General features: G+C 47.0%; 19 protein-coding genes. 12 read left to right on the top strand and 7 right to left on the bottom strand.

Annotated elements, in window-relative coordinates; all coding sequences use genetic code 11:
• Positions 1 to 24: 24 nt before the first annotated feature.
• Positions 25 to 783 carry a Fe-S cluster assembly ATPase SufC gene (sufC, locus tag ASG33_RS09120; protein WP_056282887.1) on the bottom strand — a complete coding sequence of 253 codons (759 nt, stop codon included), beginning with the start codon at positions 781 to 783 and terminating at the stop codon, positions 25 to 27.
• A gap of 253 nt (positions 784 to 1,036) precedes the next feature.
• Here sufC and ASG33_RS09115 point away from each other — a divergent pair, with 253 nt between their 5' ends.
• The gene (locus ASG33_RS09115) at positions 1,037 to 2,491 is read left to right on the top strand and encodes an arginine deiminase family protein (RefSeq protein WP_056282885.1); all 1,455 of its coding nucleotides are present in this window, start codon (positions 1,037 to 1,039) and stop codon (positions 2,489 to 2,491) included.
• 48 nt (positions 2,492 to 2,539) lie between these two features.
• A complete protein-coding gene (ctlX, locus tag ASG33_RS09110; protein WP_056282882.1) occupies positions 2,540 to 3,496 on the top strand; it encodes a citrulline utilization hydrolase CtlX in 957 nt (318 codons plus the stop codon).
• A gap of 56 nt (positions 3,497 to 3,552) precedes the next feature.
• Here the strand turns inward: ctlX and ASG33_RS09105 are convergent, their stop codons facing one another.
• A complete protein-coding gene (locus ASG33_RS09105; protein ID WP_056282881.1) occupies positions 3,553 to 4,011 on the bottom strand; it encodes a hypothetical protein in 459 nt (152 codons plus the stop codon).
• Between the two features lie 239 nt (positions 4,012 to 4,250).
• Here ASG33_RS09105 and ASG33_RS09100 point away from each other — a divergent pair, with 239 nt between their 5' ends.
• Entirely contained in the window at positions 4,251 to 6,317 is a 2,067-nt protein-coding gene (locus tag ASG33_RS09100) for a TonB-dependent receptor (protein WP_056283541.1), read from the top strand.
• Positions 6,317 to 7,438 (top strand): radical SAM family heme chaperone HemW, encoded by a 1,122-nt coding sequence (hemW, locus tag ASG33_RS09095; protein WP_056283538.1) that lies wholly within the window; start codon positions 6,317 to 6,319, stop codon positions 7,436 to 7,438. The genes ASG33_RS09100 and hemW overlap by 1 nt, the downstream gene beginning before the upstream one ends.
• Before the next feature lie 6 nt (positions 7,439 to 7,444).
• Here the strand turns inward: hemW and ASG33_RS09090 are convergent, their stop codons facing one another.
• Positions 7,445 to 7,864, bottom strand: coding sequence for an OsmC family protein (locus ASG33_RS09090; protein ID WP_056282878.1), 420 nt, complete (start codon positions 7,862 to 7,864; stop codon positions 7,445 to 7,447).
• 271 nt (positions 7,865 to 8,135) lie between these two features.
• Here ASG33_RS09090 and ASG33_RS09085 point away from each other — a divergent pair, with 271 nt between their 5' ends.
• Together ASG33_RS09085 and ASG33_RS09080 are read left to right on the top strand one after the other, a co-directional pair.
• On the top strand, positions 8,136 to 8,675 hold the full coding sequence (locus tag ASG33_RS09085) for a hypothetical protein (protein ID WP_056282875.1): 540 nt from the start codon (positions 8,136 to 8,138) through the stop codon (positions 8,673 to 8,675).
• Positions 8,676 to 8,760: 85 nt separating this feature from the next.
• A complete protein-coding gene (locus ASG33_RS09080) occupies positions 8,761 to 9,384 on the top strand; it encodes a DUF1684 domain-containing protein (RefSeq protein ID WP_056282872.1) in 624 nt (207 codons plus the stop codon).
• On the opposite strand, the gene ASG33_RS09075 is transcribed toward ASG33_RS09080, so the two are convergent.
• Together ASG33_RS09075 and ASG33_RS09070 are read right to left on the bottom strand one after the other, a co-directional pair.
• Complete coding sequence (locus tag ASG33_RS09075) at positions 9,371 to 9,823, bottom strand: GNAT family N-acetyltransferase (RefSeq protein WP_056282870.1); 453 nt, start codon at positions 9,821 to 9,823, stop codon at positions 9,371 to 9,373. The two genes, ASG33_RS09080 and ASG33_RS09075, sit on opposite strands and share 14 nt — an antisense overlap.
• A gap of 75 nt (positions 9,824 to 9,898) precedes the next feature.
• Complete coding sequence (locus tag ASG33_RS09070; RefSeq protein WP_031527592.1) at positions 9,899 to 10,450, bottom strand: YcxB family protein; 552 nt, start codon at positions 10,448 to 10,450, stop codon at positions 9,899 to 9,901.
• A gap of 197 nt (positions 10,451 to 10,647) precedes the next feature.
• On the opposite strand from ASG33_RS09070, the gene ASG33_RS09065 reads away from it, so the two are divergent.
• The 4 genes from ASG33_RS09065 (at position 10,648) to ASG33_RS09050 (ending at position 15,158) form a co-directional block, all read left to right on the top strand.
• The gene (locus ASG33_RS09065; RefSeq protein WP_056282868.1) at positions 10,648 to 12,708 is read left to right on the top strand and encodes a BatA domain-containing protein; all 2,061 of its coding nucleotides are present in this window, start codon (positions 10,648 to 10,650) and stop codon (positions 12,706 to 12,708) included.
• 107 nt (positions 12,709 to 12,815) lie between these two features.
• Positions 12,816 to 13,958, top strand: coding sequence for a 5-(carboxyamino)imidazole ribonucleotide synthase (locus ASG33_RS09060; protein ID WP_082489126.1), 1,143 nt, complete (start codon positions 12,816 to 12,818; stop codon positions 13,956 to 13,958).
• 5 nt (positions 13,959 to 13,963) lie between these two features.
• Positions 13,964 to 14,455, top strand: a complete 492-nt coding sequence (gene purE, locus ASG33_RS09055; protein ID WP_056282865.1) for a 5-(carboxyamino)imidazole ribonucleotide mutase — start codon at positions 13,964 to 13,966, stop codon at positions 14,453 to 14,455.
• Positions 14,456 to 14,516: 61 nt separating this feature from the next.
• Complete coding sequence (locus tag ASG33_RS09050) at positions 14,517 to 15,158, top strand: LysM peptidoglycan-binding domain-containing protein (protein ID WP_056282862.1); 642 nt, start codon at positions 14,517 to 14,519, stop codon at positions 15,156 to 15,158.
• Between the two features lie 79 nt (positions 15,159 to 15,237).
• Here ASG33_RS09050 and ASG33_RS09045 read toward each other — a convergent pair whose 3' ends face one another.
• Together ASG33_RS09045 and ASG33_RS09040 are read right to left on the bottom strand one after the other, a co-directional pair.
• Entirely contained in the window at positions 15,238 to 18,180 is a 2,943-nt protein-coding gene (locus tag ASG33_RS09045; RefSeq protein WP_229238600.1) for a TonB-dependent receptor domain-containing protein, read from the bottom strand.
• Between the two features lie 80 nt (positions 18,181 to 18,260).
• Entirely contained in the window at positions 18,261 to 21,872 is a 3,612-nt protein-coding gene (locus ASG33_RS09040) for a PAS domain S-box protein (RefSeq protein ID WP_056282859.1), read from the bottom strand.
• A gap of 80 nt (positions 21,873 to 21,952) precedes the next feature.
• Here ASG33_RS09040 and rsmA point away from each other — a divergent pair, with 80 nt between their 5' ends.
• Both rsmA and mgtE read left to right on the top strand, forming a co-directional pair.
• Positions 21,953 to 22,753, top strand: a complete 801-nt coding sequence (gene rsmA / locus ASG33_RS09035; RefSeq protein ID WP_056282855.1) for a 16S rRNA (adenine(1518)-N(6)/adenine(1519)-N(6))-dimethyltransferase RsmA — start codon at positions 21,953 to 21,955, stop codon at positions 22,751 to 22,753.
• Between the two features lie 82 nt (positions 22,754 to 22,835).
• Positions 22,836 to 24,188: a magnesium transporter gene (gene mgtE, locus ASG33_RS09030; protein WP_056282851.1), complete on the top strand. Its 1,353-nt coding sequence runs from the start codon at positions 22,836 to 22,838 to the stop codon at positions 24,186 to 24,188.

Below are 24,188 nucleotides of genomic sequence, written 5' to 3'. Positions count from 1 at the left end.
CAAGAAACTCCACAAACAAGGTTCTTAACTGACTGCTTCCACTTCGGCTTTGATCCAATCGTAACCTTTTTCTTCCAGCTCCAGAGCCAGTTCCTTCGGTCCGGATTTCACGATCCTGCCTTTATAAAGTACGTGTACATAGTCAGGAACAATGTAGTCGAGCAGACGCTGGTAGTGAGTTACCACGATAGTAGCGCGCTCGGGAGAGCGAAGTGAATTCACGCCTTCCGAAACAATGCGCAATGCATCGATATCCAGACCGGAGTCTGTTTCATCCAGGATCGCCAGCTTGGGTTCCAGCACAGCCATTTGAAAAATTTCGTTGCGTTTTTTCTCACCGCCTGAAAATCCTTCGTTCAATGCGCGTTTCAGCAATGAATCGTTCATACTCACCAACTTGGCTTTTTCACGCACCATTTTGAGGAACTGAGCTGCATCCAGCGGGCTTTCGCCTCTGTATTTACGAATTTCGTTAACCGCAGTTTTCAGGAAGTTGATGGTCGTAACACCGGGAATTTCAACAGGATACTGGAATGCAAGGAAAATACCTTCCGCTGCTCTTTCCTCAGGCGCTATTTCAAGAATATCTTTTCCATTAAAAGTAACACTCCCTCCTGTCACCTCATATTCCTCTCTTCCCGCAAGTACTGACGCCAGCGTACTTTTGCCGGAACCGTTAGGACCCATAATAGCATGTACCTCACCTGGTTTCACTTCCAGATTGATACCTTTTAATATTTCCTTACCTTCAACTGAGGCACGCAAGTCATTTATTGAGAGCATAACTGATTAATTCTTAATAGATAGTTCGTGGCAATTTTACCGCAAAAGTAACACGTTTTGACCGTAAAAGAAAATGGACGCAACTGGCTGAAAACGTGCGCCACACCTAACCTACAACCTTTTTAATACCGCCCTTGTTCCCGTATAAATGATATTATATCTCAAAACTGCTGCAACCTTGCCCCTGACCTGCAAGGCTATTTTTAATTGATCAATAAACCTTTATTTTGCGATCACAGCATTGTAACACTTCATGCAAACATCTGAGACAGATCACCGCTACCAGGTAAAAGTCACGTCTGAAACCGGGCGGCTCAAACGGCTTTTGATCCACAGTCCCGACCGTGGACTTGGCAAAGTAGTGCCCAGCAAAGCCCAGGACTGGCTTTTTGAAGACATTGTTCACCTGGATACCATGCGCCGGGACGAATACGATTATTATATCAAGCTGCTGCTCTATTTCCTTGATCCCGGAAAAATAAAAGGAAAGCTCGCAGAAATTGATGCAGACCCAAGACGATCCTTTTTCATCCCAGGCTCTGACAATTATTATAACTCAGACTGCGTCGTTGATTTTCAAAAGTTACTGGCTGAGATTCTGGAAGAGCCCGGCACCCGCAGCAAGCTCACTGCCGCGATCTGCGGCATTGAAAAATGCGCGTTTGCGATACAGGAAGAGCTGCACACCTGCCACCCGCACGAGCTGGCGAAGATCTTCATCTCCGGCTCGCGCTCCGACGAGCGAATGCTTTTCGCACCGCTTCCGAACCTTATTTTTATGCGGGATATTGGTATTGTGATCAACGATTACATTCTCCTGAACAAACCCGCCAAAACAGCCCGGACCCGCGAATCCATTCTGGCGCAGTATGTATTTTTCTACCATCCGATGTTTGAACATGTCAGGAACAATCTGATTGAGATACCTGACAATGAAAAGCACTTTTTGCTGCCCGACGACGAAAAAGCGAGTGATTACCACCGCTGCACGCTGGAAGGAGGCGATATCATGACGGTGGCACCAAACCACCTCGTGATCGGGTGCAGCGAGCGGACCAGCATTTATGCCGCGCAGCAGGTGATGAAGATTTTGTTTGAAAAAAATGTGGTCAGCAAGATCACAATCATCAAGATCCCCAAAAAGCGCGATTACATGCACATTGACACCATTTTTACTCAGGTCAAAAAAAACGTATGGGTGTTATTGGGTTCATTGGCCAGGCTCGGCGACGAGGCACGAAAGAAAGATGTTTTGCACTTCTTCGCCCCGGCGGATGCAAATAAGGAATTCAGGATATTGCAATTTGAAAAGGGAACGGAGCAGCCGCGCGAGATTGAGAACCTGGAAGATCTTTTGGCCGATATAAGTAAAACCGATCTCGGCAGCAAAGAGCCCGTGCAGTTTATCTACTCCGGGGACAATGAATTTCCCTACGGCGAGCGCGAGCAATGGACCGATTCCTGTAATCTGCTTGCTTTGCAGGAAGGCGTGGTAATAGGCTACGACCGCAATGATAAAACGCTGGAAGCTTTTCGGAAGAAGGGATTTTCGGTGATCAGCGCCAAAGATATCCTGCAACAATTTGAGTCAGGTAAGCTTGTTCCGGAAACGCTTCGCGACACATTCATTACCCTGCCCTCCGCTGAACTTTCCCGTGCAAGAGGCGGATCGCATTGTATGAGCATGCCCGTTCTGCGTGAATTTTAATATTGTAATCGTGCCTTTTCGATCGTAAATTGCTGTAAAAAAACTCCTATGCGCGTCATCACTTCATCTGCCCAAATACAGCCACAGTCAACTTCCAGGATCATGATGATCCGCCCGGCCAGCTTCGGGTTCAATGAAGAGACTGCCGCCACCAACGAGTACCAGCAACGCAATTTGTCGGAGGCCGAAAACAATACGCCCGCGCAAACAGCCGAGGAAGAATTCGAATTAATGACGGATCAGCTTGGCAAGGCGGGCATTAACGTGCAGATATTTAATGATACCGATTACATCAGGCGACCTGATGCTGTTTTCCCTAACAACTGGGTATCCTTTCACCAGAGCGGAAAAGTAGTATTGTACCCGATGATGGCGCAGAACCGCCGGCTCGAAAGGCGGGAAGACATTATTGAAGCGCTCGGAAAAGAGTACAAGATTGAGGAAATCATCGACCTTACTTACTTCGAAAAAGAAGGCAAATTCCTGGAAGGCACCGGCAGTATGGTGCTCGACAGAAGATACAAAATCGCTTACGCCTGTCTTTCACCCCGGACACACCCCGAAGTGCTGGCCACATTTGGTGAAGCAATGGGCTATGAAATCATCGCATTCAATGCGACTGACGAAAATGACAAGCCCATTTACCATACGAATGTCCTGATGTGTGTGGGCGACATTTTTGCCGTGGTTTGTCTGGAAGCCATCAAAGATCCGGATGAAAGATTAATGGTAAGAGCTGCTCTGGAAGACACCAGTAAATACATCGTCGAAATATCTCTCGAACAGGTGCGGCACTTCGCAGGCAATATGCTGATGGTGAGAAATGCGCGTGCAGACAAGTTTCTGATCATGTCCACACAAGCTTACGAATCACTTACCAGCACGCAGGTCAAGCAATTGAACGAATATGCGCGTCTGCTGCATACGGACCTTTCTTACATTGAAACTTATGGCGGAGGCTCTGCCCGGTGCATGATGACGGAAATCCATTTACCCAGAAAATAAAAAAATGCTCCCGTTTACAGGAGCATTTTTCGAATACATAACCCTAATCCAAATTCCTAGTCTTTAATATCTGCTTTCGCCTTAGCGATTTTTTCATTCGTTTTAGCCTTGAATGCATCCCACTTCTCGGCAGTTTCGTCTTCTACCTCGTTCCAGGAAGCTTTCAGCTCATCTTTTTCTTTATTGAGCTCAGCTTTGCGGTCGCGCCACTTTGCTTTTTCCTTGTCAGCGGCTTTCTCCATTTTGGCGTCAGCCTCCTCTATTTTTCTGTCGAGCTTTGCAACAGCATCGTCAATATCTTTTTTCAATGAAGCCTTATCTTCTTTCACTTTCGCCTCAAAATCATTCCCGGCTTCTTTGATGTCGGCTTTCGCTTCGGCAACATTGTCATCCATGTCGTCTTTCGCCTCGTCAACCGTTTCCTGTGCAGAATCTTTTGTTTTTTCTGAACAGCTTGTCATTGTCAGCATGCCCATGGTCAGCATCGAAGCGACCATCAAAGTGATCTTTTTCATATTTCGTTTTTTTGGTAAGACTTGTGTGCGAATGTTGTCATTCGAAGGTGTTATTACAAAAACCTTACCACAAACGTATAGTGCTCTTTTCAGTTCTTTTTTGTGGAAGTTTGTTCTCAATGCCTTACTTACCCGTTTTGGCTGAACTTCGCGCAATTGGAATGGGTTTGTTGGTAAATAAACAAGCCTGGTATCTTTATATATCTGGTTTTGTACTTTACTGGTATAATCACAGCATCATGCGTCAACTTTACCCACTAGCCCTTACATTATTTCTTGGATCAACCTGCCCGGCAGCCTTCGCTCAAACCGATTCGCTGTCCGCCCGCCAGCTGCAGGAAGTCACAGTGAATGCATTTGAATCAAAAACAAATCCGCTCACCACAACAGCGACCGTAGCAGTACTGAATGCACGCACACTTGGAAGATTTTCCCCGACGACCTGGGTCAATGCAGTGAGTACTGTGCCAGGGGTAAGAATGGAAGAGCGTTCCCCAGGCAGTTACCGGTTTTCAGTGCGGGGCAGTTTAATGCGGTCGCCTTTTGGTGTAAGGAATGTGAAGTTTTACTGGAACGGGATCCCGTTCACTGATGCCAGCGGAAATACCCCGCTCAATTCCGTGGATTATGATGCAATTCAGGGAATGGAAATTATTAAGGGACCGGGTAGCAGCATTTATGGTGCGGGAACAGGAGGAGTTGTGCTGCTGCAAAGCTACCCGAACAATGCATTTCAAAACCGGGTTGAACAAAGTGTAAGTTTTGGAAAATACGGTTTTCAGAGCCGGAACTCCCTGATACAGATTGGCGACATTTCCATTCAGTACGGACATAGCGAGCAGGATGGTTACCGTAACCACAGCGCCATGTCACGCGACGCGATCCGGTTTACTTCTTCGTCCAAAGTAGGAGAAAAAGGTACCTTATCGCTGCTGGGTATGTACTCCGACCTATATTATCAGACACCGGGCGGTATCAACCTGGCACAGTACCGGGCTGATCCTAAGCAAGCGAGACCGTCAACAGCCGCAGTCCCGGGCAGCGAGGCGCAGCGGGCAGCCATTTATACCAAGCTGGCGATGTTAGGCGGAAACTATACCCTGCAACTCTCCGATAACTGGACACAATCCAATGCATTGTATCTCACCTATACCGATTTTGCCAATCCCTTTATTTCCAATTATGAAAAGCGCGACGAAAATGGAATCGGCGGTCGTAACATCTGGCAAAACCAGGCTGAATTTGGCAATGTAAAAACCAAATGGACCAGCGGCTTTGAGTGGCAATACGGAAAATCGGCGCAGCGTAATTATGATAATCTGGGCGGCGTTCCAGGAGAGCAGCAAACTGTGGAGGATATCAGGACTACGAACCTTTCTGTTTTCAGTCAGCTGGAAGCTGTGCTACTCACCGATCTGACACTTAGTGCAGGAGTGAGTTATAACACATTCAAATACAAATACGAGCGTTTTTTCGAACTTCCATATGCAAAGGAACAGCGGAATTTTGATGGTATTTTCATACCCCGCTTTGCAGCGAACAAAGTAATAGCAGGCAACTGGTCTGTTACGGCTTCTTACAGCGGCGGATTTTCACCACCTACCTTACAGGAAGTGCGACCATCGGCCGGAGGATTCCGCCGCGATTTGAATGCAGAACGCGGGGTTAACACAGAAGTAGGCTTGCGGAGAACGGGCAAACGCATTACCGGAGAAGTGAGCCTGTACCACTTTGCCTTGAAGGAAAGTATTGTGAGAAGAACAAACGAAGCAGGATCTGAGTACTTTATCAATGCGGGCAAAACGCGCCAGAATGGATTGGAATGGACGGTTTCCTACGATCTGCTATCAAATCCAGAGTTGCCGGTTTCACTCAGATTATGGAATAACGGAACATGGACCAGGTACACTTTTGAAAATTTCCAGCAGGCTGAAACAGACCTGAGCGGCAAGTTCCTGCCCGGTATCCCCCGTTTTACGCAAACATCGGGACTGGATATTTTGCTTAAATACGGAATTTCTGCATTCCTGACTTACCAGAGTGCTGATGCCATGTATCTCAATGATGCCAACACCGTAAAAAATACATCTTACAACCAGTGGATTGCCCGCGTAAGCTGGAAGCGCAGCTGGGGCAGACATTTATACAGTGAACTTTCCGCATCAGCAGAGAAGGTCAATGCGGGTATTTACAGCATGGGCTATGATTTGAATGCGTTTGGAAACCGGTATTTCAACAGCGCACCAAAAGATAACCTTTGGGCAGGCTTGAAAATCGGCTGGGAGTGGCAGAAAAACGCGAGGTAATGCATTTATACATTCATATTCCTTTTTGTAAACAGGCTTGTCACTATTGCGACTTCCATTTCAGTACCAATACGTCCGGCAAGCGGCAGATGGTGGAGGCGATCGCGAAAGAGATTGAAATACGCAGATCTTACCTTGGCACAGAGCAAATCGACACCATTTATTTTGGCGGCGGCACACCCTCTGTACTGAGCAGGGAAGAGCTGGATATCCTGCTGAATACCGTCAGCAAACATTTCAGTATTGCCGAAAATGCTGAAATCACGCTGGAAGCCAATCCGGACGATCTTGACCGACTAAAACTCGAAGATTTTTACCAGGCAGGAATCAACCGGCTGAGCATTGGAATACAATCCTTTGATGAAAACCACCTGCGGTTTCTGAATCGTGTACATTCCTCGGTGGATGCAATGCAATGCGTGAAGCTGGCGCAGGAAGCCGGTATCCACAATATTTCAATCGACCTGATCTACGCAATCCCGGCCGCCGACGACCAGATCTTGAAAGATGATCTGCAAAAAGCATTTGCCCTGAATGTATCCCATATCTCGGCTTACTGCCTTACGATAGAGCCGCAGACTGTATTTGGGAATTGGCTCAAAAGAAAGAAAATCCAGCCGATAGACGAGGAATTTGCGGCCAGGCAGTTTGAGATACTGATCAAAACCTTGGCTGAAAATGGCTATGAGCAATACGAGATTTCCAATTTCGCGAGAAACGGGCATTATAGTCAGCACAACAGTTCCTACTGGAAGCAGCATTCCTACCTGGGCGTCGGTCCCAGTGCGCATTCCTACAATGGGGTTAGCAGGGAATTCAATATCTCGAACAATGCAAAATATGTGGAGGCAATTACTGCTGGTGTAATCCCGGCTACTTTCGAGCAGCTAACTGCAGCGGATCAGACGAACGAATATGTCCTGACTGGTTTGCGGACGAAATGGGGCGTGAATGTGGACAAGCTTCAAACGCTGTCAGAAGGGAAATTCTTCACGGCCAACAAAAGTGAATTGCTGACCATGAAGAAAAACGGCTGGATCCGCGAGGAATCCGAAACCTTGCTGCTGACCGAATCCGGCAAATTGTTTGCAGACAGGATCGCAAGCGACTTATTTATCTGAATGCAGTTAAATCAATTCCGCGTTCAAAGTAATTTCTGCATTTAGCAGCTGCGAAATAGGACATTCTTTTTTCGCCTTCTCAGCGATCTCAGCGAACTGCTCGGCAGATACATCGGGCACTTTGGCTTTCAGTTCAATCGCACTTTTCACTACCTGCCCTTTCGAAGGATCCAGGCTTACAGTAGCTGTTGCGTCCAGCTCATCGGCTGTAAAACCGGCTGCATTCAATTCGAAGCTGAGCTTCATTGCGAAACAACCCGCGTGCGCAGCTGCGATAAGCTCCTCAGGGTTAGTACCTTTTCCTTCTGCAAATCTTGTATTGAATGAATATTGCGTGTTTTCCAACACTGTGCTCTGCGTGCTGATCGTGCCGGTTCCTTCTTTACCGGTACCTTTCCAAACGGCTGTTGCTTTACGGTTTATCATTTTTGATCTTGGTTTTGTATGTATGGATTGATTAAAATAATGCAGCTTCAAAGCGTAAAGTAATGCGCTTCCTACATCTACGCAAATTATTATATTATTACCCTTTTGCAATAAAAGCAATCTTCCAACAGTTCCAGAAAGTGCCTGTACTTGGTTTCCAGGGCAATTTAGTTAATGAAAGTTAACGATGAGCCAGGAATTAAACTTTATCATTGCACGGCAATCTAAATGCATATTTACAAACAATCTTCAATTTTAAATTAGCGCAATCATGAACAAGAAACTCATTCCACTGCTACTCGTATTCGTCGCATTATTCCAGGGATGCCGCGGTCCGGAGGGACCACAAGGACCGGCAGGCAATGAACTTATCGGGAAAACCATAGATCTCGTTGGAGTAAACTTTACTGCTGATAACAAATATCAATATTCAATGACATGGGACGATGCTGACCTGGAAGTGTTTGACAGCGATGCAGTTCTGATTTACAGCAACTGGGAAACAGTGAACTCCAACAATCAGGATGTAGATGCTTACAGACTTCTGCCGCTGACAGTTTACCTGCCAAATGGAATTTTATCCTACAACTTTGATCGTACAGTCAACGATTTCAGGATTTTCCTGGACGGAACGGCTAATAGGGGTACGCTAGAACCAGTTTATACCAGAAACCAGGAATTCAGGATTATTGTAATTCCATCAGGCTTTGCCGCCAGAACCAGCGGTGCATTGGATTACAACGATTACAATGCGGTTGTAAAAGCATTCAACATCGACGAATCTAAAATCCGTAAAGTATCAGTGAAATAATTCTGGAATGGTTTTTTAATTATATATTACAGAACATCATTCACTCAAGTCCGGTAAGCGATTTACCGGATTTACTTTTTTCCAAATGAAAGCCGTTTTTAACACACTCCTGTTTCTGGTTGTAGCAACTGCAGCATGCAGCGCACAAGGTTTTTCGGAACAGACTAATAAATTCCGGGACACTTACAAGAAGGAATTCCTTCATACCTCTAACTCCCCGCTGAAAAAAGACGATCTGCGCTTTCTTCAATTCTACGATCCGGATTCTACTTACAGTGTTGAAGCGCGCTTTGAAAAATCCAGGGGCGGGAAATCCTTTGAAATGCCTACTTACAGCGGTACCCAAAAGACTTACGTTCGTTATGGTGTGCTGAAATTTCGCGTGAATGGAAAGAAACAGAAATTGAATGTGTACCGCAGCCTGAGCCTGCAGGCAGTCGCTAAGTATAAGGATTACCTATTCATTCCGTTCAAAGACAAAACCAATGGAACGGAATCCTACGGAGGCGGCCGCTATATTGACCTTAAAACAACAGATATCAAGAACAATACTTACGTACTTGATTTCAATAAAGCGTACAATCCCTATTGTGCTTATAGCTCAGGTTACAACTGCCCCATTCCACCCGCTGCAAACCATCTTTCTGTTGCAATACCAGCAGGCGAGAAGAAATTTGCCAAGGAGCATGAGGAAACTAGTCTGAAGTAAGTTGAGAATTGTAATCAAAGAGGATGTATTCTCCATCGTCAGAATCTCCTGTTGAGATAGTCTTCCAGCCATTATTTTTGTAAAATTGAACTGCACGGGTATTCAGTACCAGGCATTTAAGGCTTGCATTCCCTTGCAACCTTTTAACTACATTCGCCAGTAACCGCTTCCCGATCCCCACTCCCTGGAATGCACCGTCAATGTATAAGTGGTGAATGAAATTGTCTGGCAGCCACACAGACGCAAATCCCGCCAGCTTTTCCCCTACCCTGGCAACTACGATGAACTCGTTTTCAGTATCGTCATCAAAACTTACCTCATTTAAACGGGCTTCGTCAAACCAGTAAAAAGTCTCACGCATCACCTGCTCGTATAATGCAGCGAGCTCGGCGCGGTCTGACTCTTTGAACCTTGTAAATATGACATGCGGCTGTTCCATAGTACACAAGCTGAAAGTGGCGGCATAAAAAAGCCTGACTCTTGTAGAATCAGGCTGGTATCAACAATGTAGTTATTAAGCTTTCAAGAAGTTCTTCTGCTTCATAATGCGCTCAAATACTTTGATATCGTGCTCCGAGGTAAAGATGTTGAATGGGAGGTGGAGGAATTGTCCCTTTGAAATGACAAGTACATAAGCTTCCTTGTCTTTGTAGGCATCCATAATCTGCTCCCATTTCATGATACTGCCTTCTTTCTGGTTCAGTTTCATCAGGATCTGACGATTGTCAATCTCGTACTGAAACTTCTCGAACATCGGCTTGTATTGGGCCAGCTGGGTAATTCCTGTAAACTGGATAAGCCAGAACAAAATATAAAGTATCACACCCACAAACACCGTAATATAGATCCACAGGTTGGGGTAAACGCCTGTCAGGTTAAGTACTGCATTGATCAGGATCAGGGCCAGGGGGATCAAGCCCCATTTGAGCTGCGTCTTAAAAAAGTAACGCATAGCCAGGATAATGTATGTTTTAGTAGGTAATGCGTATTTCTTGGTACGAACCGCAGCCGGGTTCGTGGGCATTTGATAAACGGGTTGGTGTTTGTTCACCGAAACTTTGGCCATAACTCAGTTTAAATTAACAAATTCCGATTTTCGACAGAATAAAGGAGAATAAGTTTTCGAAAATGAAGTGCAAAGTTAGGAAAAACCGGGCGACATATCAGAAAGGCCCTGAAATAAAAACCAGTTATGAGATTTTAGTGTAATTTGTCTTTCTTAACTTCGTTGAACAAGTAAATCAGCCATTTCGCTTCGATCCAATGAGTTTTCTGTTTCCATCATTTTTATGGGGTTTACTGGCCGTTTCTGTTCCGATTGCCATTCATATTTTTAATTTTCGCCGCACCAAGAGAGTATTCTTCACCAATGTGGCTTTTCTTAAAGCAGTTGAGACCAAAACACGCTCGGTAAGACAGATCAAACACTGGCTTGTACTTGCAGCAAGGATTCTGGCGATCAGCTGTCTCGCATTTGCATTCGCACAACCATTTATTCCCTCAGAAAACAAGCTCTCCGTTAACCGGCAGGGTGTTACCAGCCTGTACCTCGATAATTCGTACAGCATGGAAAGCGAGCTCAACAACAAACGTTATCTGGACATTGCCACCCAGCGGCTGAGCGATTTACTGGGATTATTTAAAAATTCTACTTCACTTCAACTTGTTACCAACGATTTCTCGGCGCAGGAACAGGGGCTTTATCCGGCAGAGAAACTGCGCGACAGGCTTACGACAATTAATCTTTCAAATACTCCAAGAACATTGGACCAGGTTTACCGCAGACAGGAAAACCTCATCTCACGCCACCAGCAAGTGGGCAAAAACCAGCTTTTCTGGTTTTCAGATTTTCAGAAAAGCACCTCCGGGAACCTGAGTGCATTAAAAACCGACACAACTAACCAGGTTTTTCTGGTGCCGGTACAGGCAGCAGCCGAGAAGAACATCTTCGTCGATTCTACCTGGCTGAATACACCGTTTATCCGCGAGCTGCAAAACAATATCCTCTTTGTGAAAGTAAGTAACTCAGGCACTGAGGAGGCCAAGAATGTGGTGTTAAAGCTCAGCCTGGACAACACCCAGGCTTCAACAGCCTCTGTAAATGTACCCGCGAACGGAAGCGCGACCGCCAAATTCAATTTTAACCTGAAGGGAAAAGGCTACAAAAAAGGACAGATTACCTTTGACGATTTTCCGGTTACGTTCGACAACGACTACTATTTCGTGCTCAACTCCTCCCCTTTGATCCGTGTTTTACATATATATGGTCAAAAATCAAGCGGGAATTATGTTGAGAATGTATACGACAACGACAGCCTTTTTACACTCCAGAGTTATAGCGTACAGAATGTAGATCCCGGACTGATCAAGAATGCAGATCTGGTAGTTTTGGAGGGGTTAAATCAGGTTTCGGGTACATTGCCGCAGGAATTGCAGGATTTTGTAAGAAAAGGCGGGAGTGTTGCATTGGTTCCCCCGGCTAACCCGCAGGCGGAAAGTTATGCTGCTTTCTTAAATGGCCTGGGCGTGCGCGGACTGAACGTCAATGTAAATACGCCACCCAGCCCGATAGACCTGGCTGCACCCGACAGAAATAACCCTTTTTTCAGTGATGTGTTTGAAGAATCGGTGCGCCAGGAAATCAACCTGAACCTGCCAACTGCCGCGCCTGTTCTCAGCTGGTCGAGCTCGGGGCAGCAATTGCTTGCATTACGTAATGGACAGGTTTATCTGAATCAGGTTACGGCAGGTCTTGGCAGACTGTACCTTTTCGCAGCGCCATTCAATCTCGAATACGGAAAAGTAGCCCAGCACGCCATTTTTGTGCCTGTCATGTACAAGATCGCAGCTTCCAGCGTGCGCGCGCAACGCACATCTTTCAAGTTTGACGAAGACCCGATCGACCTGAGCATCGCCGGTGTCCAACCCAATGCAGTGTACAAACTTCGCAGAAACAAGACCGAGATTATTCCTGTGCAGCGCGTGAGCGGCAACCAGCTTCTGATCAGCATACCGCAGGGCGACCAGTTGGGCGAGGGGCTTGCGGCGGGATATTACGAACTGGTACGAGATGACAAACCGGAGCAGCTCATCGCGCTCAACCACAACAATGCAGAATCAAAACTGCAATACTACTCGCCTTCGGAACTGAGGACGCTGTTTGCCGGGCAAAAGAATGTCCAGGTCTTTGACAAAATAGATGACGAAGCATTTTCAACCGCTTTTCAGCAGCAAAATATGGGTACCTATCTCTGGAAGTACTTTTTATATGCCGCGCTGTTCTTTCTCCTCGTCGAAATCGCATTGATCAGGCTTCTGAAATGAGTAAGTCACCTTCCGAAAATTTGTCACATTTTCGTCAAAAAATGCCAATTCAGTTTTATGTTAGCGGTTTTTAAGCCAATTTTGCGACCATCAAATTTGATTCGTAAATGCTTTCATACCGAATTGGAATTCTTGGAGGCGGCCAGTTGGGTTTAATGCTTTTGCAAGCTGCCGTGGACTGGAACCTGGATATCCACGTGCTGGATCCGGATGCAGAAGCGCCCTGCCGCAAAATTGCCCCTCACTTTCAGCAAGGATCTTTACAGGACTACAATACAGTTTATGAGTTTGGCAAAAACCTTGACATTATCACGATTGAAATCGAAAAGGTAAATGTCGAGGCACTGGAGGCGCTTGAAAAGGAAGGCAAGAAAGTTTACCCGCAACCTTCCGTAATCCGCCAGATACAGGATAAACGCATTCAAAAGCAGTTTTACCTCGACCATAACCTGCCCACAGCCGAATTCATTTTAACCGAAAATCAACAGGACGTACATAATTACTTATCGTTCCTGCCTGCTTTTCACAAGCTGGGCAAAGACGGTTACGACGGGCGCGGCGTGCAGCGGCTCACTTCCGAACAGGATTTATCCAAAGCATTTGACAAACCCGGTCTGCTCGAAAAAGCAGTCGATTTCGAAAAAGAGCTGGCGGTGCTGGTAGCGCGCAATGCGCAGGGAGAAACAGCTACATTCCCGACTGTCGAAATGGTTTTTCATCCGGAGCTCAATCTGGTTGAGTACCTTTTTGCGCCAGCAGAAATCCCCGAAGAGATCAATAACAAAGCACAGGAGATCGCTAAGAAAACTGCGGAAGCTTTTCAGATAGTAGGTCTGCTGGCGGTAGAACTTTTCCTCACAAAAGAAGGCGAGGTACTGATCAATGAAGTAGCGCCCCGGCCGCACAACAGCGGGCACCACACGATCCGCGCCAATGCGACTTCCCAATATGAGCAGCACTGGCGTGCAATCCTGGGCTTGCCGCTGGGCAGCACACAGGCTTATGGTCCGTCGGCGATGGTGAATTTGCTTGGGGAAGACGGGTTTGAAGGTCCGGCGGTTTACGAGGGAATGGAGAAACTCTTGGCGAAAGATGAGGTTTTTCCGTTTTTATACTGGAAAAGCATTACCAAACCTTTTCGTAAAATGGGACATATCACCATTATGGACAGCGATCTTACCGCTTTGAGAGAGAAAGTAGAATTTGTTAAGAACAATATCAGGGTTATCAGTACAAAATCAACGCAATAATTGAAATGGTAGGTATTATAATGGGAAGCCTCTCGGACGGAAAAGTAATGCAGCTTGCAGCAGACGCGCTGACTGAGTTGGGTATTCCGTTTGAAATGGAAATTGTATCCGCGCACCGCACTCCCGAGCGCATGCTGGAATATGCTTCCACTGCCAGGTCACGCGGATTAAAGGTGATTATAGCCGGAGCAGGCGGCGCCGCTCATTTGCCTGGAATGGTCGCTTCGCTCACTTCCCTGCCGGTAATCGGGGTACCTGTATTATCAAGCAACTCTATCGACGGCTGGGATTCGGTACTGTCAATTCTGCAAATGCCAGCCGGAGTACCTGTTGCAACAGTTGCATTGGATGGTGCCAGAAATGCCGGGATACTCGCCGCGCAGATCATCGGCGCGAGCGACGAAGCAACCGGAAAACGCCTCGACGCATTCAAAGAAAGCCTGAAAGACAAAGTTTCGGCCATGAACGAGGAATTAAGAAAGCAACTTGCAAACTAGTACGCGTTTATTATTTTCGTGAAATATTAACTCCACTAAAAACCTGATTTACGGCTAAGTTATGGAAGACGAATTCGCTAAAAAAAGAAATATCCGTCCTACCGAAAAGTCAAATTTACCCATCGTTACGCTGCTGGTATTGGTGCTTTTGGTATTAGCCATGCTTTATGTCGGCTATGAATATATCTCCGATAGCTCTTCCAATTCTGAGGAGCTCACGTCCGTGGTAGTTGATTCAACATTGGAAGAATCAGCAGCAGAGCCGATTACGGACGAGCCTCTTGCCGAAACCGGGTCAGTTGAAGAATCAGGTAGCAACTCTAAAAGCAAGACGGAACCCGCACCGGTTGCAGCGGAACCAGAAAAGCCAAAACCAGCTATTTCCGCAGGTTCAATTGGTGGAGAAACAATCACGCATTCCGTGCAGGGCGGAGAAACTTTTTCAAGTATCGCGTCGAGATATAACCTGAAAACCGAAACATTGCAGGGGCTGAACAGCGATGTATCTGATGTTAAATCAGGTGTAACCAAGCTAAAAGTACAAGTTAAGGCGGTTCACACGGTAGGTCCTGGTGACGTTTTGCGTGTAGTCGCCAACAAATATGGCGTAAGCAAAGAAGCGATCATGAAAGCAAATGGCAAATCAAAGGACTTCTCAGAACGCGGTGAAAAGCTGATTATCCCTTTTCCAAGCAAAAAATAAAAGCCTATAAATACAGGAATCCCGGCCCATTGATCTGAGCCGGGATTCTTTTTTTATGGTGACAAGAATTACTGATCTATCAAAATCCGCCGGGACCTCTGCCCTCGCCTCTGCGGAAGCCGCCGCCTTCGCTGTCAAAATCCCGTCTGCGTGAGTTATTGCTTGCCGGGGCTTTGCCGAAATTCTTCAATGTGTAGGTGAATGTAAGCATCGCGTACTGTGTCAAAACCCTGTTGCTCACGTCCTGAATGTAGGTTTCCGTAGTAGTACGGCTGATGCTGTTGTTTTGGTTTAAAATATCAAACACAGTCAGTTTCAGCTCGCCTGCATTGTTTTTCAGGAATTTCTTGCCAACACTCGCATTCCATAATGTAAAGTTCTGGTTGAACCCTGCACCCAGGCCGCGGTAAGACTGACTGCTGAGATCACTTTGGATCACAAAACCTTTTCCAAAAATCCAGTTGACGCGACCGGTAATGCTCTGCGTATAGTAGTTATTGTTCAGGTTAGGCTGGATCGTATTTCTGACCACATTGTAGTTGCCTGAGTACGAAGCGGTGAAATCCAGCTTCTCACTTACATTACTGCTCAGTACCAGACCTTGTGAAATCGCGTAGGTATTTGAGAAGTTAGGTACATTATTGATCATACCCGGCGATCTTACGTAGTTAAAGCCGGTTGTCAGGTTCACATTCAGTTTCAAAGGCGCTACCGGTTTTCCGTATGCCAGGAAAGTACGCGCATTCCAGCTACCATCCACGTTGATCGGCGAGGTAAGTCTTGCGCCGCGTTCGAGCACCACGCCGCTGGGCAATGTGGTCGGCTCCTGTGCGATAATCGTTGAATTCACGATCGCATTGTTGGTTTGTGTCAGAAACACCATTGCATTCAGGCTGTAAGGTCGCTCAGCGCCGGCCAGTGAATAGCGGATGTTGAACGTATTTCGATACTCTTGTTTGAGGTTCGGATTACCCGCAGTAAGTGACAGCGGGTTGCTGTTATCTACCACGTTTTGCAGCTGGGAAATCGAAGGCTGACTTGTGGAGCTGCGGAAAAAAGTCCGGAACTGCGTACCTGATTTTGACCGGTAGCTCAGCATAAAATTGGGCAGAAAATTCGTGAAAGACTGATCTACCTTGTTGTTGGTTGGCGCGAGTTGCTGGCTGTACAATCCGGTATTCTGAAAATCGAGTCCAAAGTTCGCCGACCAGCTGTTTTTACGATAGCGATAGCCCAGCCCGGCGCGGTTGGTAGTATATCTGTTATCAAAATTATTGGTAAGCAGCGTGTCCAGGTCCGTGTAGGTGTTTTCATCAAAACTCATATTATAAGTCTCGCGACTGGAATTGCTGTTGCTGACAGTCAGCCCATAATTCATCTGCAATTGCGCATTCTTGCTGATTGGCTCCGTATAAATCACGTTACCACCCAATGTAAGCCCGTCAGAATTGGTGTAGCTCACCTGATCGATCGTGTCGCCGCGTACTGCTATGTCGGGCAGCATGAAACCATCATAATATAAATTGCGTGAATAAAGGTACCGCGTTCCATTGCGGTCATTCAGCTGCGTATTTACATTCACGCTCACAGTCCGGCCTTTCTTGTCAAAGCTGTGACGGAACAGCAGGTCATTGGAAAAATTATAGCCCGCGTTTTTGTTGGTCTGGCTGTTGTCCTGGCTGTTCACCGGGCTGCCTGCTACCGTAGTAAGTCCAGTCCGCATACTCCCGGAGCTGTTATCCTGAAAACTGAGACGAGGTGTAAGGATCAGCGAGTTTTTTGGGTTGATATTGTATTCCACGCGCATGTTAAGGCGGTGATTTGCATTGGTACTGGAAGTCCGGCTCGCCTCATTATAAATCTGGTTACTGTCCGACTCGGCAAGCAGGTATTGCTGCGAGGTAGTCTGATCGTTCACATTGCTGGTCCGGTTGAAAAAATAGCTTCCTGAAACATCGACTTTCTTACCAATTTTGTTCGAATAATTAAGTCCGAAAGAGTTGGTACCCGTGATCCCGCTCTGGTTACCGACCAGGAAGTTACCCGATGCTCCCCCGCCGCCGCCTCTTCCGCCACCGCCACCACCTCCGGTTACACCCAAAAGATCCTGGCTCGCAAAATTCTGCATATTGATATTATTGCTCAGCCCGATGACAGAAATGCGTTGGTCGCCTTTGAAAAAACTCACATTGCCGCCAGCCTGGTACCGGTTATCCAGTCCGTAGCCACCGAAAAGTTTCCCAAATTGCCCCATTTTGCGGTCCGCTTTGGTCACGATATTGATCGTCTTCTGTGCATTTCCATCGTCAAAGCCCGTGAACTGCGCCTGATCGCTCAGCTTATCAAAAACCTCGATTTTATCAACAATTTCTGCCGGAAGGGATTTCAGTGTCAAGGCAGCATCGTCGCCGAAAAACGGCTTTCCATCAACCAACACGCGGTTCACGGTTTCACCGTGCGCTGTTACTGTTCCATTGGCGACCGTAATGCCGGGCATCTTCTGTATCAGATCTTCGGTAGTAGCATCAGGATTGGTTTTGAATGCGGCTGCATTAAACTGCGTAGTATCTCCCTTTTGCTCCATCGCGGTCACCTGGCCGACCACCTTAACCTCTTTCAGGTTGGCGACTGCCTCGGTAAGCTGGATCGTCCCAAGATCCTGAACATCAGTGGAGAGCGTAATGGTTTTGGAAAAATCTTTATAGCTGAGATAAGTTACCTTGACCAGATAGGTATTTTCTTTTGCAAGACCCGTAAATGCAAACTGTCCGTTTACATCGGTAGTAACATACTCCGGCTTGGCGTCGGGCACATTGCGGCTCACGGCCACATAAGCGCCCACCACCGCTGAGCGGCTCACGCTATCAATGACGGTGCCTTTGATCTGGGCATTTTGCGCCTGCGAAAATGAGGTAGTCAATAAACCCAGGGCAAGGAGGATGAGGTAGCTGAATCTGTTCATGGTTTCTATAAAGGTTTCTCGGAGGTTAGAGCCAGACTTCTCCTGAAAGTTTAACTGCATTTACCGGGAAACCTTTACAATCGACAGATCTGCGCAATTTTATAGATCAAACCACCGTTTCGCTCGATGGAAATGCGCATTTATTTCAACCACTCTTTTAATAAACCTTCGTATTTGCTGAGAAATACGTCGTAGGCTGCTTTCAGCTGTGGCAATGCTTCCGCCAAAGTACTGGTATCATCAGATTTCAGCCTCCATTCCGCATCTCTCGCGATCTCGGCCACCTGAGCCACGCCCACCGTGCCGCCACTGCCTTTCAATGTATGCAAATTGCTTTTTACAGTTGGTATATCGCCTGCTTCATAGGCAGTCAATGCGCCGTCTACAAGCTCGTTGGATTCGGTGACAAAATCCTCGAACACGGACCAAACCAGATCAGCACCGCCTATTCCATTCAGCTGATCGATAATCTCTTTATCAAGTACCGGCAGCTCGGGCTCCGCTGGTGCTGGTGCAGTAATGGCAGACGCTTGCTGAACCGTTTTACTGCCTATGAGCTCCTTCACCTTCTGGATCAAAGTCTGGGCGCGGATGGGCTTGGCAATGTAATCGTCCATTCCCTGACTGATAAACCGGTCGCGGTCTTCCTTCATGGAATAAGCTGTCATCGCCACTATGGGCGGCAGCCCCTTTACCTTTTTCCGTAACTCCTGGGAGGTTTGCACACCATCCATATCCGGCATCTGGATATCCATGAAAATGATATCATATAGCTGGATCTGCTTTTCAACCCGGCTCTCCACAATTTCGATCGCTTTGAAACCGCTTTCCGCCAGGTCCACTTCACAGCCCGATTTTTTAAGTATTTCAAATGCGACTTTCCTGTTCACCGCATTATCGTCTACCAGCAAAATGCTCGGGTGGTATGTTGAAAAGACATTTTCAATATGCGTTTCTTCTACCGGAGTGAGGTTACTTACCAATGCACCCGTGGTTTCCATTGTTTCAAATGTAAACCAGAAAGTACTCCCCTCGCCCAATGTAGACTCTACGCCAATATCCCCGTTCATCAGCTCACACAGCTGCTTGGAAATGGCGAGCCCCAGGCCGGTACCACCAAAAGATTTGCGGGAAGAGTTATCGAGCTGGGTAAATGAGGTAAATAAAATCTGCTTGTCCGTACCACTGATCCCGATGCCGGAATCCTGCACTTCCACTTTGATCTTATGCCGCAGTCCATCCTTTTTCACCAATGTAAGAATGACATTTACCGCGCCATTTTCGGTGAATTTCAATGCATTCGAAGTCAGGTTTGACAGGATCTGCAACAATCTGGTCTGGTCTGCTACGATAAACTTCGGCAGCTCCGGAGCAATGCGGTAAGTCAACGTATTATTCTTGCTCTTCGCAGTTTGTCCAAAAAGCGATACCAGCTTCAGGAGCAGTTCTTCCACAGAGATCGGACTCTGGTGAAGTTCCATTTTGCCTGCCTCTATCTTGGAAAGGTCGAGAATGTCATTCAAAATATTGAGCAGCGTTTCCGACGAGCGCTTAATCGTGAGCACGTAATCTTTCTGCTCCACATTCAGCGGCGTCTCACCGAGCAGGTCTATCATCCCGATCACACCATTCATCGGCGTCCGGATTTCGTGGCTCATATTGGCCAGAAACCCTTCTTTCACTTTCAGCGACCGCTCGGCATGCTCCTTGGCTTTGAGCAATTCCAGCTCATTGCGTTTCAGCTCGGTAATGTCACGGGCGAGTACCGCCACTTCGGTAGGCTTGCCTTTCTCGTTGGAGAACATGAGCATGTTGATCATAAACTGCCGCTCTGTTCCGTCTTTCCGGTAAAGTGTGATCTCGAAATTTCGCAGGCTCTTTGTTTTCCTCAACCTGATCAATGCAGAATGGATCCGCTTTTTGTCAGGGAAGAATTCAACTACCTTGTGCCCGATCACTTCCTCAGGCAAGTAACCCAGCCTTTTCATGACCGACTGGCTGATCATCGTGATTTCTCCGCGACGGTCAATCCGGCAATAAATGTCCTGCAGGTTCTCAAAAATCCCCCGGAAAAGCTCCTCACTGTGCCTTAGCGATAATTCTGCCTCTTTCCGGCGGGTAATATCGCGGGCAATACCGGATACTTCTTCAATGACGCCGTCGGCATAATGGATCGGGTTGAGGTAAAATTCAAGCCACATGTTGCTCCCATCCTTTCGCTCTATTTTGAACTCGAAGTACTGAGCTTCCCCGCGCAAAGCTTGCCTGTACTTGGATTCAAGCGTGCGGCGGTTGCTGTTGCCCACCATTCTCCATCCAAACTTCTCAGGACTCGATTGAAGCGATGGGCGCACACCTAGCTGGTTCTGGATCAGGTCTGCGTAATTTCTGTTAAAGGATGTCAGTTGCAACGATTTGTTCACCGACCAGATCAAATGCGAGCTGCTGTCGAAAATCGCATTCAGGCGGGCCACATATTTGCTCAGCTCCTCCTCACTCTGCTTTCTCGCAATGGCGAGCGCCACCTGTCCGGAGATAAATTCCAGCAGTTCGAGGTCGCGTGCGTCGAACATATTGGGATCATCATAGGATTTCACCCCGATGATACCGGTAACACGGTCGCCTATCCGCAGCGGAACACATAAAAGCTGCTTCGGGGTAACTCCGTAGAGGTATAAGCTGTTTGTTTTAGCGAGTTTTTCAATGTCGCCGTCAGACAAGAACAGAGGTTTGTTCGACGCGATCGCATATTCAGTGACGCCATTTCCCAGCTTCCGCTTCGTAAAACGCACATTTCCCTGAAAGTACTGATCGACGTAATATGGAAAGTAAATGAAGCTTTTGCTCTGATCGTACAGTGCAATGAAGAAGTTTTTTACGTCAATGATTTTACCAAGCTCTTCGTGGATACTATGGTAAAAATCGTCGAGATTCTGGGTTGTGACAGTCCAGTTTGCAATGCTGTAATACAGGTTTTGCGCCTTTTCAGCCCTGATTTTCTCAGTAAAATCATTGAGGATACACCGGAATGCAGTAGGTTTCCCATTGTCATAGCGACAATTGACACTCCCGGAAACAAATACTTTTTTCCCTTCCCGGCTTAAAAAAACCGCCTCGAAATTCGAGTTCGGGTTACCTTGCTCAATCTTCTTCAATTGCTCCAGCGCCTGCTCCTTGTGCTGCGGGTGCAGAATATCTTCCATTCGCATGGAGGCGATTTCATCCAGTCCGTAGCCCAGTACTTCGCGCCAGGCTTTATTAACGAAAATGAATTTTCCGTCAATCGCAACCAGCTGGATCAGGTCGCTGGTATTGTCCACCAGATCCTGCAACTGCGAATTCGATTTTGAGATTGAAGATTCCATCCGGCGGCGCCTTGTAATATCGTCACCAACAAGGGTAATGCATTCAATTTCTTCGCCTTCGCGGTGGATCAGTACCGAATTGATGGAAAAAGTACGAACTGCACCATTTTGTGCAAGAAACGGTATCTCCCTTTGTTCAAGCTTGCGTTTTCCCTGGATACCTTCTTCAAGCATCTGCCGCACTTCATATTCCTCCTCTTTCGGGATCAGCCGGTCGAAGATGCTCTGGCCCAGCAGGTCAGACTCCTGCCAGCCCGTTTTCATCAATGCATGAGCGCTTATATTCCTGATGATAAAGTCAGGAGAAAAGGTAATTCCGATCAGATTTAAATGCTGAAGTGTAGCGTGTATAGTATGCCAGTCGGCCTGCGACAATATCATTTCCATGGTTCCGTATCAACGCACTTTTAAGGTTCCTTCCAATTCTTTATTCGATAAATCTACGAATTAAGACGTAATTTTGGTTCGTGAAAACGAATTATAAAAAACCAAATGACGGGAGAGTCAGAGCTAAAAAGCACCTTGGCCAGCACTTTCTGAAAGACTTAAATATTGCGCAACGCATTGTCGACGGACTGTCGGGTCACGGCAGCTATAAGCAGGTTCTCGAGATCGGGCCGGGCATGGGCGTACTTACCCAGTTTCTCTTGCCGAAAACTGATTTCACTACTTCCGTTATCGAGATTGACAGGGAATCAGTAACCTACCTGGAAAAGCACTACCCTGAACTTGCAGCAAGGATCATCGGCGGTGACTTTTTAAGGTTTGATACCGTCAGCTATTTCAATGAGCCTTTCGCGATCATCGGAAACTTCCCTTATAATATCTCTTCACAGATCTTTTTCCGCGCATTGGAAATCCGGGACCATATTCCCGAGATTGTCTGCATGCTGCAAAAGGAAGTGGCAATGCGCATTGCTTCACCTCCCGGAAACAAGGATTATGGCATTTTGAGCGTGCTTTTACAAGCTTTTTACGATATCGATTACCTCGTATCCGTTCCTCCCGGCGCGTTTGACCCTCCGCCAAAAGTGCAATCCGGCGTCATCAGATTGAGGCGGAACAGTGTTCAAAAGCTGGATTGTGACGAGAAGAAGTTTTTCACCGTTGTTAAAACGGGCTTTAACCAAAGACGGAAGACGCTGCGTAATGCATTGAAGCCGATCGGGATCTTTCCGGAACATCCTTTACTGGACAAAAGAGCGGAACAACTCAGCGTCCATGATTTTGTCGAGCTCACCAGGTTGGCAGAAAACCTCCCCGCATAATGGGGCTGTCCGATAAACACAAATTGTAAGCTAAAAGCTAACAACTGGTAGCTAAAAGCCAATCGCCAAAAGCTGTTCAAAAATGACTTTCGAGCTGACCCAACTCTACGTTGACCATATACAGGAATTAATTGCAAAAGAAGACGCTGCGGCTATCCGGTCGGAGATGGAGAATGTATTTGCGGCGGATATTACGAGCTTGCTTTATGAGCTGGAAACGGAAAGTGCCAAATACCTTATCAGTCAGCTGAACCCGGAAACAGGCGCCGCCATTCTCGCGGATATGGACCCGAGTGAAAGGCGGGAATTCCTGAAAGCATTTACCTCGGAGGAAATATCATGTTTTGTCAATTTGTTTGATTCCGATGACGCTGTGGATTTGCTGAACGAACAGCCGATCCGCGTGCGGGAAGAGGTAATTGCATTGCTCGAAGACCGAGAACAAGCGCGTTTTATCCTTGACCTGTTGCATTATGATGAAGATGTTGCCGGTGGTTTGATGCAGAAAGAGCTGGTGAAAGCCAACGTAAACTGGACCGTTAACGAATGCATCGAAGAACTCAGGAAGCAGGCAGAAGATGTTGGAAAAGTGTACGCCGTATATGTGGTGGATGATTTCGGCAAGCTGCACGGGATACTGTCGCTGAAAAAGATCGTTCTGGCACACAAAAACACACGCATTGAAAGTCTGTACGATAAGGATGTGATTTTTGTAGAAACCTATCGTCCGGCCGTCGAAGTGGCAGAGCTTATGCAGCGCTATGACCTCGATGCATTGCCTGTTGTAAATGTGCAGGGCAAACTCCTGGGCCGCATTACCATTGATGACGTGATCGACGTAATCACGGATCTGGCCAGTTCGGATACACTTGCTATGGCAGGTATCACGGGCGATGTGGAGGAGGATGATACGATCTGGCAGCAAACCAAAGCGCGCCTGCCCTGGCTGCTGGTAGGTATGATGGGTGGAATTCTCGCCGCCAAATTCATCAGCTTTTTCGAGGGAGACTTGAAAATCATTCCTGCGATGGCTGCGTTCATTCCTATTATCGGTTCAACCGGCGGGAACGTGGGCATTCAAACTTCTTCCATTATCTTGCAAAGTCTGGCCGATAAAACGGGTTTGGACACCACCGTAGGTCAGCGTCTGATCCGGATGTTCGCAGTAGCATTTATCAACGGGCTCATCATCAGCGCCATTGTTTTCGGATTCAATCTGCTGATCGGCAATGATATTCAGCTTGCAATGGTGGTTTCGACGGCTTTAATGTCCGTCGTATTTCTCGCATCATTCATGGGAACGATCACACCTATTTTGCTGGAAAAAATCGGGATTAACCCGGCTGTCGCTTCGGGCCCATTTATCACAACTGCGAATGATCTGATTGGTTACGGCGTGTATTTCGGACTGGCCCACCTGTTGCTGAACTTATAG

This window comes from Dyadobacter sp. Leaf189 (assembly GCF_001424405.1).
Lineage (GTDB): Bacteria > Bacteroidota > Bacteroidia > Cytophagales > Spirosomataceae > Dyadobacter.
Note: the sequence above shows the minus strand (reverse complement) of the source record. Positions and strands in the feature narration are given on the sequence as shown.